The following is a 13471-nucleotide window of genomic DNA, read 5'->3' on the forward strand; positions in this document are numbered from 1 at the left end:
GGTGACATTGATCGGGCGCTCGATCGACTACCCCTTGCAGTTCGCACCGAGTCGGGCATACTCCGGCCCTTTTTCGACAGGGCTGACCATGTTCAAGAACGCTCGATTCTTTCGTCTGGATACCTCCTTCGGCCTGGACGCCGCCGAACTGGAGGAACGTCTGGCGACCCGGCGCTTCCGCCCCTGCGGTCCAATCGAGACAGCGACGATGGGTTGGGCCGCGCCGCTTGGCGAGGAAACCTCCGCGTTGGTGCATGCGGTTGGCGGCTGTTTTCTGATGTGTGCGCGCAAGCAGGAGCGGTTGCTGCCGTCCGCAGCGGTGGCCGAGGCCCTGGACGAGCGCGTCGCCGAGCTGGAGTCCGGCGAGGCACGCGATATCGGTCGTGCCGAGCGGCGCCGTTTGCGCGAGCAGATCATCAACGAGATGCTGCCACGGGCCTTCACCCGTTCGCGCCGCACTCAGCTCTATGTGGACACCGAGGCCGGTTGGCTGGTGGTCGACGCCGCGAGCGAGAAACAGGCCGAGGACATCGTGTCATTGCTGCGCGAGACCCTGGAGTCGCTCCCCGCGAAACTTCCCGCCCCGAGCAAAACCCCGACCGCCATCATGTCGAGCTGGCTGCTGGAAGACTCTGCGCCCAACGACTTCGTCCCGGGCGATGCCTGCGAGCTGCGCGATGCGGAAGACAATGCCGGGGTGATCCGCTGCAGCAAGCAGGATCTGGCGAGTGACGAGATCCTGAACCATCTGCGCGCCGGCAAGCGGGCGACCAAGCTGGCCCTCGAATGGGATGAGCGTCTGAGCTTCACCCTGGCCGAGGATCTGTCGCTCAAGCGTCTGCGGGTCGGCGATTCGCTGCTGGAGGAGCTCGACGATGATGATATGGACCCGGCGATGCGTCTGGATGCCGAGTTCGCCATCCTGGCCCTACAGCTGCGCCAGTTGATCGCCCGCTTCGACGAACTGTTCGTCCTGTCCGCGACCAGTTTGGCTGCGGCCAGTCCGACCGAATCCAGTTCGGCCGAGCCAGGTCCGGCGCCGACCCGCCAGGATGCGCCTTTCTGAGAACGCCGTTCGGGCATGGCTTTCCGGTCGCCGGTTCCGTCGTTACCGGATTCCGCTGTCGCTTCATCCGGGCTAGGCGCGCCCTGCCGTAGCCCGGGTGGAGCGTTGCGAAACCCGAAGCATTCTCGGGTCGGAAATCGATCCGCAGACGATCAGACCTGGTAGAAGTCTCGATACCAATCGACGAACCGCGCGACGCCGACCGCGACCTGGGTGCTCGGCTGGTAGTCGACGTCGCGCACCAGATCCTGGACGTCGGCGAAGGTGTCCGGGACGTCGCCCGGCTGCAGCGGCAGCATCTCCATCTCGGCTTTGCGGCCCAGACTCTGTTCCAGCACCCGGATGTATTCCATCAGCTCGACCGGCGCGTTGTTGCCGATGTTGTAGACCCGATAGGGCGCTTGGCTGGTCGCCGGATCGGGCGCTGCGCCCGACCAGTCCGGGTTGCCCTGGGGGACTCGGTCCAGTACTCGGATGACGCCCTCGACGATGTCGTCGATATAGGTGAAGTCGCGTCGGTGCTTGCCGTAGTTGAAGACCTGGATGGGCTCGCCGGCGAGGATGGCGCGGGTGAACTTGAATAGCGCCATGTCGGGGCGGCCCCAGGGGCCGTAGACGGTGAAGAAGCGCAGTCCGGTGGTCGGCAGCCGATAGAGGTGGCTGTAGGTGTGCGCCATCAGCTCGTTGGCTTTCTTGCTCGCGGCATAGAGGCTCAAGGGGTGGTCGACGTTGTGGTGTACCGAGAAGGGCATCTCGGTGTTGGCGCCGTAGACCGAGCTGCTGGAGGCGTAGACCAGGTGCTCGACGCCGTTGTGGCGGCAGGCCTCCAGGATGTTGGCGAATCCGACCAGGTTGGTGCGGACGTAGGCCATAGGATTCTCGATCGAATAGCGCACCCCGGCCTGGGCCGCCAGGTTGACCACGCGGTCCGGTTTCTCGGCCGAGAAGAGTTCGCTCAGTGCCTGGTCGTCCTCGATGTCGAGCCGGACGTCCGTGAAATTCGGATGATCCTGGGTGCGGGCGAGCCGTGCCAGCTTGAGGTTGACGTCATAGTAGTCGTTGAGGTTGTCGACCCCGATGACCTCATCGCCCCGTTCCAGGAGACGCAGCGACAGGGCCGATCCGATGAAACCGGCGCTGCCGGTCACGAGGACTTTCATGGAGACTCCGTAGATTTGGATAACGAAGGATATGGCCGATGAACCGCAAAGGCGCAAAGGTCACGAAGGGTGAACGAAGGTATGAGCCGCTGGACCGATCCAAATGACTCTGGCTAGCTCTCGATCTCTTTGCGCTCTTGGCGCCTTCGCGGTTCGAAACGATCTGCACGAACGGTCAGAGACGCCCGTCCACCGCATCGCGCGGGAAGACCTGTTTGACGTCGTAGAGGATCGCGTCCGGTTTGCCGAGCGCGCGGATCCGCGCGACGCCCATCTCGGCGAACTGGCGGTGGGCGACCGCCAGGACGATGGCGTCGTAGCGAGCCTCCTGGGGCTCGGCGATCGGCTGGATGCCGTATTCGTGCTCGGCCTCGGCCGGGTTGGCCCAAGGGTCGTGGACGTCGCAGCGGATGCCGTAGTCCTGAAGCTCGGCGATGATGTCGACCACCCGGGTGTTGCGCAGATCCGGGCAGTTCTCCTTGAAGGTCAGTCCCAGCACCAGGATGCGGGAGTCAGGTCCGAGCCGGCCACGGCGCGTCATGAGTTTGATGACCTGTCCGGCGACATAGGCGCCCATGCCGTCGTTCAGACGTCGCCCGGCGAGAATGATCTCGGGGTTGTAGCCGATCTGCTGCGCCTTGTGGGTCAGATAGTAGGGATCGACACCGATGCAGTGTCCGCCGACCAGACCCGGGCGGAAGGGCAGGAAGTTCCACTTGGTTCCGGCCGCCTCCAGCACCTCTTGGGTGTCGATGCCCAAGCGGTTGAAGATGAGCGCCAGCTCGTTGATGAGCGCGATGTTGAGGTCTCGCTGGGTGTTCTCGATCACCTTGGCCGCCTCGGCGACGCGGATGCTGCTCGCCAGATGGGTGCCGGCGGTGATGATGGAGGCATAGAGCGCGTCGACGAAACGCGCGACCTCGGGAGTCGAGCCGGAGGTGACCTTCTTGATGGTCGGCAGACGATGCGCGCGGTCGCCAGGGTTGATGCGCTCCGGGCTGTAGCCGGCGAAGAAATCCTGGTTGTAGACCAGTCCCGAGACCGACTCGATGATGGGGACGCAGACCTCTTCGGTCGCACCTGGATAGACGGTCGATTCGAAGATCACGACATCGCCTGCGGACAGGATGCCGCCGAGCGTGCGGCTGGCCGATTCGAGCGGGGTGAGGTCGGGCTGCTTGTGCTCGTTGATGGGGGTGGGGACGGTGACGATGTAGCAGTTGCAGTCCGCCAGGTCTTGCGCATTCAGGCTGTAGCTGAGTTGAGTGGCGGCGACCAGGTCGGCCGGCTCCACCTCCAGCGATGAATCCCGCCCGGCGCGCAGCTCGTCCACGCGGGCTTGGCTGATGTCGAAGCCTGTCGTCGGATAGCCCTTGCCGAATTCGACGGCGAGCGGGAGTCCCACGTAACCCAGACCGATGACTCCGATCCGCACATGCTCCAGGTCCAGATTGAAAGAAACCGCCACGCCTTCATCTCCTGATTGACTGCTGGTCGGGCGATTCTAGGTGGGATCCGAATGGCTGACCAGTTCCGGCTTGGTCATCGAGTCGAGCGCGAGCTGTGCCGCTCCGAGTGCGGCTTCCTGCCGTTCGGCCTGGATGACCGGGATGCCCAGACGTCGTGCTCGCAGATGTGTCCAAACGGGATTCCGCGCACCGCCGCCAACGCTGAGGACACGGGTGGGCGCGGGGGCGCCCAGTTCGGCCAGACGCGCGTATCCCTCGACCTCGATCGCGGCGACGCCTTCAAGGAGCCCTTGAAGAAACCGGACGGGGTCGGCGGGACGCGGATCCAGTCGCGGGCGCAGATCGGGATCCTGGTGCGGGAAGCGCTCGCCCGGGCCGGGGAGCGGATAGAAGTCGAGACCCGAGTCCGTCGCCGGATCGATCCTCTGGCTGAGCGCGGCGATCTCGGTGTCGCTGAAGAACTGGCGCAACACCCGTCCGCCGCTGTTCGAGGCGCCGCCGACCAGCCAATGATCGCCGAAGCGGTGGCTGTAGACCCCATAGCGGCTGGCGGTCACCGGGCGCTCGGAGAGGATCTTGATCACGAGCGTGCTGCCGAGCGAGGTCACGGCGTCACCCGGGGACGCTGCTCCGGCCGCGATGACGGCCGCCGTACTGTCCGTGGTGCCGGCGAGGATCAGGGTGGTTGCCGGGAAGCCGATCTCCTTGGCGATGGCGGGATCCAGGGTGCCGATGAGGCTTCCGGGCGCCAGGACCTGGGGTAACCGGATGCCGTTCGGGATGCATGCCTTGACCCATCCAGGCCAGAGCAGACGCTCTGTTTCGTATCCCAGTTTCAGCGCATTGTTCCAGTCGCTGAGGCCATGGCGGCCGGTGAGTCGGCCGATGATCCAGTCCGCCTGATGGAGCGCGAGCGCATCCGAGGTCGGTTCGGTTCGCTCGACGAGTGCCAGGACCTTGGTGAGGCTGGATCCAATACCTCTGGCCGGCGAGTCGGCTGGCGCGAATTCGGCGATTCGCTCGGCGGCCTCGATCGCGCTACGGTCGTCGTACATGAGCGCCGGTCCGAGCGGCTGCCCGCAGCTGTTCGCGAGGAGTAGGGTGCCCGAGGTGGCGTCCAGACCGATGGCCGCTGGCCTGTGGTCCTTCATCTGGTCGGCGAGCGTTCGCAGCACCTCGCAGACGGCCCGCCACCAGCATTCGGGGTCCTGTTCGACCGCGCCAGGTCGAGGACGCTGCGGCTCCGGCATGGCAGCGCTGGCTTGGGCGATCTCGTTACCCTGGTCGTCGATCGCCACCGCCCTGCAACCGGATGTGCCGATGTCGACACCGACGCATGCACGCTTGAGGTTCATGGCGTCTGTTTACGTCTATCGCTGGGCGTCGGCGATGACCTGGGCGACGTGCCTCAAGTTGGCGAAATAGTCGGGGGCCAGGTTGTCGATCGACTCGACGCGCCCGCCGATGGCGTTGGCGACCTGCTCGGCCGCACGGCGACTGAACTGAGGCTGGACGAAGATGACCCGAGTTTCCGCGTGTCGTGCCTGGTCGATCAGTGCGGCCAGGCTTCGGGGGCCGGGCTCCTTGCCTTCATGCTCGATCGGAATTTGGGTGAGTCCATAGGCATCGGCGAAATAGCCCCAGGCAGGGTGGAAGACCATGAAGCGGCGCTGCGAAATGGGCTTCAGAATTTCGCGGATATCGCGGTCGAGCGCGTCCAGATCTGCTTCGAATGCAGCGAGATTGGCTGCGTAGTTCGCAGCATGGCTCGGATCCATCTCGCTCAGGACCGCAGCGATCTCCTGTCCCATGCGCTCGACCAGAATTGGGCTCGTCCAGATGTGCGGATCGGGCTCGGATGCTTCGTGCTCGTGCTCGTGCTCTTCGGCATGGTCATGATGGGTGTCATCGTCGTGATCGTGCGCCTCCAGGGGGCGCCGTTTGATGTTGGCGCTCAGATCCAGGATGCGGATATCGGGATTGACCCCGCGAATGCGCTCGACCCAGGCGGCTTCGAACGGCATTCCGATGCGTAGATAGAGGTCGGCATCGGCCAGTCGGGATATCTGGCTCGGCGTCGGTTCGAAGGTGTGCGGATTGTCGCCAGGTTTCACCAGCGATTCGACCTGGACATGTGCGCCGCCGATGCGCTCGACGAAGGTCTGTTCGGGCAGGACGCTGACAAACACCCGCAGCGGTTCGGCAGCGACCGCGAGCGGCAGGCCCAGAATGAAAAGCAGAATCAGCTGTTTGAGTTGACGCATCTGTTTGACCTTGGCGGAGCGCGACACTCGGATCGGCCGCGCTGAAAATGGATGATGAGGTCTTTGGGTTCGGTGAATGTTATGACATAACATTCTCGTTCACAATCAGCGGTAGCGGGGAGCGGGGAGCGGGGAGCGGGGAGCGGGGAGCGGGGAGCGGGGAGCGGGGCGTCACCGTCTGGGTGACGCCCAGCGGGAGGCGTTAGAACTCGACCGCGAGCTGCGCGACGACGCTGTTGGCTGACTCGCCAGTTCCACCGTCTTTGCCGGAGTAATCCTTGTCATGCGCCCATTCGAGTGAGAGCGCGGTGTTGTCGAAGACCTCGACCGACCAGCCGATCAGCCAGCGTTCCTTGGGCAGTTCCAGCGCGACTGCCTCGTCCGTGCCCTGATAGGCGATGGCGGCGGTCGATTCGCGGCCCATGATCGAGAAGCTGTAACCGGCCTCGACGTTCCAGGCCGAGGGCTTGGCGCCCCTGTCCTTGAAGCTCAGGCTGATGGGGTCGTACTCGTCGGTGGCGGAGAGGTATTCGCCGATGAGGTTGAAGGGGCCGAAGTTCGCCGCAGCATTGATGGTCCAGCCGGCGGTGCGTTCGGTCGGATCGACGCTGTAGTCGCTGGTGTCGATGCCGCCTTCGATGGCTTCATTCAGCGCTGAGACGCGATTGTCGTTGATGCTGTCCTGCAGGGTATCCGAATCGCCCAGGTCGTTGATGTAGCCGACGCCGAATGCCCAGGCCCGATCTGCCTCCTCATGTGCGTAGGTGAGATTTGCGCCCCAGCTGTCGATCTGGTTCTTTCCCTTGACCTTGTTGTCGCCATTAAAGGCATAGGCGCTTCCGGAGAAATCGCCGTGCGCGAAGCCGATTTGGAGCGCGCTTTCGCGCGTTTCGCCGATCTCCAGTGTGAGCGGATCCGAGACCAGGTTGGTCTCGTAGGCACCAAAGGGGACGTAGATCTGACCGGCGGTCAGGAAGAGAGGCGTCACGTCGGCATTGGCAATGGTGATGTAGCCGGTGTCGACCTCGAGGTCGGTTTCGTCCTCTTCGTAGAGAAAGGAGATGCCGGCCTCTACCCAGTCGTTGACCTGAGAGCTGATGCCGAGCTCGACGGTCGCGAGGGTGAAATCGCTCTCGTTGCTGCCCTCGTAGGGCGACAGATAGGCGCCCTCGACCTCGATCAGACCGGCGATCTCGATGTTGCGGAACCAGGTGCTCGCGCCGCTCTGGCCCTGGTCGGCTGCGAGACGCTTGTCCTCCATGTCTTCCTCGATCGCCTTTACGCGTCCAGGGGCGCCCTGCAACTGGGCCTGCTGCTCGGCGATCCGCGCCTCCTGACGCTTGAGCTGTGCCTCCAAGGCGCTGTTCTGGGTCTCCAGCCGTTCCAGCCGGGTTTCGACGCTTTCGGCATGGGCCGGGCTCTGGCTGGCGAGCGCGAGCGCAATAGCCGTTGGTAGCATCAGCATTTTCATGGTGTCGTACTCCTGCATGCGTAGGATTGGTGTCAGATGATCTCGTGATGCTTGGTGCTGTCACGAGATTGGTTTGGGATATTGTTGTATAAAAGACGCGAATAGATCGGGCAACAGCAGTCCGCGATGGACGCCGAACGGTTATAAGTGGCGATGGGTCTCATGCTGGTAGTCGAGGTTCGCCCTCTGTCAACCTAATGGATGGGGTAGGGCCGACATGATCGAACGATGCCCCTGATGCCCCGAAACCAGATGTCAAGTTTCGTAATTATTAGTAACGATAATTGTTATTGTTTATATCGGAAAGCATCTTGGCTGTAAAGCCACGACTGTCTCGCAATGACAACATCACACGCAAAGTTAATGCGTAATACTTGCGAGGTCAATCGCGCGCCGAAAGGTGCGGTTGAATCCGGGTGTCGGTAGGGGGAGCGATCGAGGGTCGGTTGCGGAGCTAAGAGTCCGTGCGTCTCGTCAACGCTGAGTCAGGGGCTTCGGCCGCTCCGCCGTTTTGTGGAAAAGGCGGGCAAAGCCATCTGGTTCTGGCGGCGGATATAGACCAACAGTTCGATCGGGTCGGGCGGGGCCCGAACTCAAGAGCTGCGCATCGCGACGATCGTGGCCGTCCGGTCGCGCAGGCGTTGCGTCCAAGACTTGCGCCAGCAGTTCCATACATCCACCAAGAGCCAGCGAACGGCCTTAAGCTTCAGTTGGCAAATTGCACAGGGTGTCGTCTTGCGCTGCGAGGCGGTACTGGTCGAGCGCCGTGCTGACTTCACGGTTGGCGGTCGCTTTGATAGACCTGAGTCGCTTCGGACCTCGGGTTGCGACGGGTTGAGCACCGGCTGCAATGCTTGTGCGAGTCGTGTGGCCGAGGGTGCGGATGCCTCATGCCGCAAGACGAGGCTCGCGCAGGCGGCGTTAGCGCGCACCTCATAGACCCCCTCCAACTCGCGCAGAGCTGCGGCGGCCCGCGTCGCCAGACTGGGATCCTGCATCACGGCAGGCACGCGCAGACGGGTTCTTCCGGAAACCTGATGACAGACAGTAAACAAGCGCGTGTCTCTGGACTGTCCTAGTAAGTACAGCATTGCCTCGCCTCTTCAGACAACTCGTTAGGGGGATCTGGACGTTAAAGATACGTGACTTTCAGTGTTGTCGCTAATGCTAATCGTTCTCTGAAAGCTTGCCCCCTCTCTCTTCGCAGGCCGATCGGTGGCGAATGATGGAAAATAAGAATTGGTTGCATTTGCTGCTCGGCGAAAAATATAATGAGAAACAGTCGCATTGTTTTTTTCGCTTCACGACCACGAGAAAATGCCATGAGCCACTCGATTCATCACGTTCCGGGACGTTTGCGTGTTCGCTCCGCTGCTTTTCGCTGTCAGCCCTCAGAGGCACGCGCGGTGCAGATGCTGTTGCTCAGTCTTGAAGGCGTCCGTCAGGTTCGGCTTAACACCCATGCCGGAAGCATTACCGTCCACTACAGCCCGGAGCAGCTCACGCACCTGGAGTTGCTGGCTGCGATGAAGGGTCTGGACTGTCCCGCTCAGGAGCGCGATGTGGTGAGTCCGGCGGTCGTCGGCAAGGCCGGCGCCATGTTTGGGAAAGCTCTCGTTGGGGCCTTCATCAATAAAGCCGTCGAGCGCTCGGCATTCAAATTGGTTGGTGCCTTCTTGTAGCGGAGAACCGCCGGACCCGAGCTAGGTGCCGGGCGCGTTCGGAGTCTGGATTCCGACATCCCCATCGTCGTTCAGCCTCCCAACAGAAGCCAAAGCCTAGGTGTCGCGGCGGCAAGCCTTGGCGCTGACCGAAGAGCGCCCCCCTCTGGATCGTCCGCATGACCGCCAATCATTCCGATTCGTGTTACGCTCGCAGTCGCAGTTTGATGGCTTGCGGCAGAAGCGCCGTGGCTGCAAAGCGATGACGGGCGGTCAAGGGCAATGGTCAAGCCAGCAAGGTCCATCGCCCAAAATGAACGCTTCAGTCACACCCACAAGAGGTCTTCCTGGAAGTCCTCTGTGTGAAAACCATCCAACAATTTGATCTGTATTGGAGATATTTGCGAATGAGTGAGCATCCAGGAAGCGAGCCAGATACCGGTTACGGACCTGCCCCTCAGGGACCGCGCGATGCCAGGTACGCGGCACCACGACACGAGGGCGAGGTTGGCGGTTACAGCGAGCGGGCCTCTTCCTCAGCTGACGGCATGGGACGCGCCTCATCCGCTGCTCAGGGTCAGGGTCATGATGATGCTCGGGGTGGTCACCCCGGCGGACTGAACGGGTACCAATCGCCCCATCCTGCTTTCGCTCAAGGGGGGGCGGCTTACGGCTATGGATACACGCCCCCCCCGCCTCCGGAATTTGGACCTTGGGCCGCTCCCTACTATGCCTCACACGCCTATCCACCGCATTTTGTGCCTGGCATGCCTCCGGGGCAGGTGCCTTATTGGGCACAGCCGCCCTCCTATCCGCCAGAGGCCTTTCAGTCCGGACCGCCGCCGGGTTATGGCGCCGGTGCAGGGGCTGCGGCGGGCCCTGGACCGGGCATGAGCGACCTCATGAGCGAGGTCGCTAACGGTGGTAACGGGCTCTCCACGCTTTCTAAAATGCTGAATTTCGAAGATCCCGATTTTTGGAAGGGGGCGTTGGTCGGTGCGGCGGCCGCGCTGGTGTTGAGCAGTGGCTCGATTCAGGGTCTGTTCGGGCGTGCGGGTACGTCGAAGGGAAGCGGGGCGGGTGATTCGGAGCCCGAGACATGAGCGATTCCTATGCAGCGCAACCTCAATTGATCCCATACCACCCCAGCTATCCGGCTCAACCGCAACAGGCCGCTGGGCCGGATTGTTCGGCCATGATGCGCTTGGCGACCATGGGGGCCGTCGTGGGTGGCAGTGCGGCTGCGGCACAGCAGTTCCGCCGATTTCAAGCGGGTGAGCAGACACCGAATGCCGCTCTGGCGGAGACCGGGAAGGCGGCCGTGACGACCGGATTGGCGACCCTGGCGGCTGGCGCCATCGCCTCCAGTGTGGCCGAGCAGGGGGCGATGCGGCTTGGACTCATGTTCCTGATTGGCTCGGTCGTGGTCTATGGCATCCATAGCCGATTTGGCGACAGCGAGGTGGATTATGAGTAGCACTACGCAGGGGCAGGCTCACCGTCACGGTGTGAAGAAAAACCTTGTCGAGGGCGCTGGCGGCTTCCTGACCGGGGCAGCGCTGGTGCTCTTCCTTCGCGGGCTTTTCGGTCGACGCGCTTCGACGGCCCCTCAAACCAAACCCACAACTCAAGCAACCACGAGAGATTCCGTATGAGCCAGAACGAGTATCAGCAGGGCCAAAGGGCAAGCCAATATCCCGGAGGTTCGGTCGGCGGCGGCTATTCCGGTCAGGCTCAGCCTGGAATGCCCTACCACACCGCCTATCCGGCCAGCCAGCCCCAGCCGTTCAATCAGCAGCCCAACCGCTCCGCGCTCGGTCTGCCCAACGATCGGTTCCTGAAGGGAATGCTGATCGGTGCTGCAGCGACCTATCTGTTGACCAACGAGCAGGTGCAGCGCACCGCTATCAAGGGGGCCGTTAAGGTTTGGTCGCTTTTGCAGGGCGGGGTCGAGGAAGTGAAGGAAAAGTTCGGTGACGCGGCTGCCGAGCTGCATCATGCGAGTCAGAAAAAAGACAGCTGAGCCGCGAGCGCGCAGCACCCCCTTTCCAGTCTGAATCGATGGTTCTGCGGGCTTCGACGTGGCGCGACCACGTCACGCCCGTCGAGCCTCGTTTCGCCGCCTTTGATTCGGCAGCCTTGGCCGCTGACCGTGGAATCGAGTATGTCGTCAATGCCTTATCGTATCCTCCACGAGTTGCCCGGGCGGATGCGGGTGCGTGTCCAGCCGACCGTTTGCGGCGGTCTAACCGAAACCCTGCGTTCCTGGCTGGAGATGTTGGACGGCGTGGAGGAGGCGCGTGTCAACGTTCGCGCGTGCACCCTCGTTATTCAGTTCGATCCGCAGCAGATTTCGCGCGAGCGGGTTTTGGATCGGCTGACCGCCTTCCGGCCTCGGAGCACCACGGAGCACGATCTCACCCCCGAGCCGGATGATCCTGCCATCACACCGCTAGTGAGAAGCGTGCTGACCCTGGTGCTGTTGCCTCTGCTGCCGAGTTCGGCTCAGCGTGTCGTCACCTTCTTGAACATTGGCGCCAAGCTTCTCAAGGGGGCCGATACCCTTATCAATCAAGGGGTCAAGATCGAAGTTCTGGATGCCCTGGCCGTCGGCCTCTCGGCGAGCCGGGGTAAGCTTTACACCGCGAACGTCACGGATTTCCTGCTCACGCTCGGCGAGTATTTTGAAGTTCGTACCCAACAGCAGTCCGATCGCTTGCTCCGGCGCTTACTGCGTCCCCAGCCCATGGCCGCCTGGGTCGAGCGTGGCGATGAACTTATCCAGGTCGCCAGCGATCAGGTCCGAACGGGCGAGATCATCGTCGTTGGCGTCGGTGAAACCATCTCGGTCGACGGCCAGGTTGTCGCCGGGGTCGCCCTGGTCAACCAGGCCGCCGTGACCGGCGAGGACGTGCCCGTTGCGTGCGAGGCGCCCAAACGTGTCGTTGCCGGCTCGGTGCTGATCGAGGGTCGTCTCCGCATCAAAGCCATCCGAGTGGGCGAGGACACTACGGCCGCACGCATTTCGCGCTTCATCCGCAGCTCGCTCGAGCAAACCTCGGAGACGCAGCGCCTTGCGGATGTCCTGGCGGACAATCGCGTCTATCTCACGCTTGGTGCCGCCGGAGCGGTCTATGCGTTGACGCGCGATCTGACGCGCGTGCAGTCGGTCTTCTTGGTCGACTATTCCTGCGCGCTCAAGCTCGGCACGCCAGTCGCGTTCAAGTCCGGTCTCTACGAGGCGGCCAGACGCGGCATCCTCATCAAGGGCGGCGAGGCGATGGAGCGTCTGGCCGAGATCGATACCCTGGTCTTCGACAAGACGGGAACCCTGACCTATAGCGCGCTTGAGGTCACCGACGTGGTGGTCCTGGACCGCAGTTGCGACTACTCCGAGGAGGCCCTGCTCGCGCTCGTCGCCTCGGTCGAGGAGCATGCCAGTCACCCGTTGTCTCAGGCTGTGGTGGAGGCTGCGCGCGAGCGCGACTTGCAGCATATCTCCCATGGCGAGGTGGACTACCTGGTCGCGCATGGTCTCTCGGCCGAGATCCAAGGCGGGCGGATCATCGTCGGCAGTCGACACTACATCGAAGAGCACGAGGGCATTCACTTCAGCGCCCATGCGTCACGCCTCGCCTCGCTCATCAACGACGGCAAGATCTTGCTCTATATCGCGAACGAGCGTGGCCCCATAGGGCTGATTGCCCTGCGCGACACCCTGCGCGCCGATGCGGCAGCCGCGCTCTCCAGGCTGCGCACGCTCGGTATCGACCGGCTGGTCATGATCTCCGGCGACCGTCGCGAAAAGGCGGAATCCCTCGGGCGAGCGCTTCGGCTTGATGACGTCCACGCCGAGGTTCGGCCCGAGGAAAAGGCTGAGCTCGTCAAGGCGCTGCAACGCGAAGGCCGGCGGGTCGGCTTCGTGGGCGATGGCATCAACGACGGCCCCGCGCTGGTTGCTGCAGACATCGGCATTGCCATGTCAGGCGGCGCGGACCTTGCCCGTGCAAGCGCCGATATCGTGCTGACTGACGACCGGCTGCTCGCGCTCGCCGATGCCCGTGAGATCGCCCTCGGAACCCTGAGCGTCATCCGCACCAACTTCAACGCCACCGTCGGCATCAATACCGCCATCATGGCCGGCGCCATGATGGGGCGGCTCTCACCCGCCGCCAGCGCGCTCCTGCACAACGGTACGACCCTGGCGGTGCTGGTGAATGCGCTCCGTGGCGCGCGTATCGTGGGTGAGAGGGAGGGCGAGGGGGACGCGACGCCGATCTCGAAGCGCACGGCGATTTCGAACACGCTCGCTTAGAGGGTGTTTACAAAATCATGTCGTTAACCGCCGAGCCAGGATTCGCGCTTCGGCGAGCCAAACCC

At 63.0% G+C, this 13471-nt stretch carries 11 protein-coding genes; 6 read left to right on the forward strand and 5 right to left on the reverse strand.

Annotation, left to right across the window (positions count from 1 at the left end; genetic code table 11):
- Positions 1 to 88 precede the first annotated feature (88 nt).
- Positions 89 to 1066 carry a recombination-associated protein RdgC gene (locus ACFSJC_RS00710; RefSeq protein ID WP_386021753.1) on the forward strand — a complete coding sequence of 326 codons (978 nt, stop codon included), beginning with the start codon at positions 89 to 91 and terminating at the stop codon, positions 1064 to 1066.
- A gap of 152 nt (positions 1067 to 1218) precedes the next feature.
- Here ACFSJC_RS00710 and ACFSJC_RS00715 read toward each other — a convergent pair whose 3' ends face one another.
- From ACFSJC_RS00715 to ACFSJC_RS00735, 5 genes are all read right to left on the reverse strand, one after another.
- Positions 1219 to 2226: an NAD-dependent epimerase gene (locus tag ACFSJC_RS00715; RefSeq protein WP_386021756.1), complete on the reverse strand. Its 1008-nt coding sequence runs from the start codon at positions 2224 to 2226 to the stop codon at positions 1219 to 1221.
- A gap of 175 nt (positions 2227 to 2401) precedes the next feature.
- Positions 2402 to 3694: a Vi polysaccharide biosynthesis UDP-N-acetylglucosamine C-6 dehydrogenase TviB gene (gene tviB, locus ACFSJC_RS00720; protein WP_386021759.1), complete on the reverse strand. Its 1293-nt coding sequence runs from the start codon at positions 3692 to 3694 to the stop codon at positions 2402 to 2404.
- A 36-nt stretch (positions 3695 to 3730) separates the two neighbouring features.
- Positions 3731 to 5050 carry an FGGY-family carbohydrate kinase gene (locus ACFSJC_RS00725; RefSeq protein ID WP_386021762.1) on the reverse strand — a complete coding sequence of 440 codons (1320 nt, stop codon included), beginning with the start codon at positions 5048 to 5050 and terminating at the stop codon, positions 3731 to 3733.
- 15 nt (positions 5051 to 5065) lie between these two features.
- Positions 5066 to 5959, reverse strand: coding sequence for a metal ABC transporter solute-binding protein, Zn/Mn family (locus tag ACFSJC_RS00730; RefSeq protein ID WP_386021764.1), 894 nt, complete (start codon positions 5957 to 5959; stop codon positions 5066 to 5068).
- A gap of 202 nt (positions 5960 to 6161) precedes the next feature.
- The gene (locus ACFSJC_RS00735; protein ID WP_386021767.1) at positions 6162 to 7430 is read right to left on the reverse strand and encodes an LbtU family siderophore porin; all 1269 of its coding nucleotides are present in this window, start codon (positions 7428 to 7430) and stop codon (positions 6162 to 6164) included.
- A gap of 1322 nt (positions 7431 to 8752) precedes the next feature.
- On the opposite strand from ACFSJC_RS00735, the gene ACFSJC_RS00740 reads away from it, so the two are divergent.
- The 5 genes from ACFSJC_RS00740 (at position 8753) to ACFSJC_RS00760 (ending at position 13406) form a co-directional block, all read left to right on the forward strand.
- The gene (locus ACFSJC_RS00740) at positions 8753 to 9112 is read left to right on the forward strand and encodes an HMA2 domain-containing protein (protein ID WP_386021770.1); all 360 of its coding nucleotides are present in this window, start codon (positions 8753 to 8755) and stop codon (positions 9110 to 9112) included.
- Positions 9113 to 9981: 869 nt separating this feature from the next.
- Entirely contained in the window at positions 9982 to 10194 is a 213-nt protein-coding gene (locus ACFSJC_RS00745) for a hypothetical protein (protein ID WP_386021772.1), read from the forward strand.
- Positions 10191 to 10568 carry a magnetosome protein MamC family protein gene (locus tag ACFSJC_RS00750; protein ID WP_386021775.1) on the forward strand — a complete coding sequence of 126 codons (378 nt, stop codon included), beginning with the start codon at positions 10191 to 10193 and terminating at the stop codon, positions 10566 to 10568. Before ACFSJC_RS00745 ends, ACFSJC_RS00750 begins: the two co-directional genes overlap by 4 nt.
- Positions 10569 to 10742: 174 nt before the next feature.
- Positions 10743 to 11114 carry a hypothetical protein gene (locus ACFSJC_RS00755; protein WP_386021777.1) on the forward strand — a complete coding sequence of 124 codons (372 nt, stop codon included), beginning with the start codon at positions 10743 to 10745 and terminating at the stop codon, positions 11112 to 11114.
- 150 nt (positions 11115 to 11264) lie between these two features.
- The gene (locus ACFSJC_RS00760) at positions 11265 to 13406 is read left to right on the forward strand and encodes a heavy metal translocating P-type ATPase (protein ID WP_386021780.1); all 2142 of its coding nucleotides are present in this window, start codon (positions 11265 to 11267) and stop codon (positions 13404 to 13406) included.
- Positions 13407 to 13471 lie beyond the last annotated feature (65 nt).

Origin of the sequence: Thiorhodococcus fuscus, from assembly GCF_042682685.1 — a bacterium.
In the GTDB taxonomy this organism is placed as follows: Bacteria; Pseudomonadota; Gammaproteobacteria; order Chromatiales; family Chromatiaceae; genus Imhoffiella; species Imhoffiella fuscus.

What these genes read in the sequence shown, in the direction of transcription:
- ACFSJC_RS00735 (WP_386021767.1), bottom strand. Translation starts at nt 7,430, where the DNA reads ATGAAAATGCTGATGCTACCAACGGCTATTGCGCTCGCGCTCGCCAGC.
- ACFSJC_RS00710 (WP_386021753.1), top strand. Translation starts at nt 89, where the DNA reads ATGTTCAAGAACGCTCGATTCTTTCGTCTGGATACCTCCTTCGGCCTG.
- ACFSJC_RS00750 (WP_386021775.1), top strand. Translation starts at nt 10,191, where the DNA reads ATGAGCGATTCCTATGCAGCGCAACCTCAATTGATCCCATACCACCCC.
- ACFSJC_RS00755 (WP_386021777.1), top strand. Translation starts at nt 10,743, where the DNA reads ATGAGCCAGAACGAGTATCAGCAGGGCCAAAGGGCAAGCCAATATCCC.
- ACFSJC_RS00715 (WP_386021756.1), bottom strand. Translation starts at nt 2,226, where the DNA reads ATGAAAGTCCTCGTGACCGGCAGCGCCGGTTTCATCGGATCGGCCCTG.
- ACFSJC_RS00725 (WP_386021762.1), bottom strand. Translation starts at nt 5,050, where the DNA reads ATGAACCTCAAGCGTGCATGCGTCGGTGTCGACATCGGCACATCCGGT.
- ACFSJC_RS00745 (WP_386021772.1), top strand. Translation starts at nt 9,982, where the DNA reads ATGAGCGACCTCATGAGCGAGGTCGCTAACGGTGGTAACGGGCTCTCC.
- ACFSJC_RS00760 (WP_386021780.1), top strand. Translation starts at nt 11,265, where the DNA reads ATGCCTTATCGTATCCTCCACGAGTTGCCCGGGCGGATGCGGGTGCGT.
- ACFSJC_RS00730 (WP_386021764.1), bottom strand. Translation starts at nt 5,959, where the DNA reads ATGCGTCAACTCAAACAGCTGATTCTGCTTTTCATTCTGGGCCTGCCG.
- ACFSJC_RS00740 (WP_386021770.1), top strand. Translation starts at nt 8,753, where the DNA reads ATGAGCCACTCGATTCATCACGTTCCGGGACGTTTGCGTGTTCGCTCC.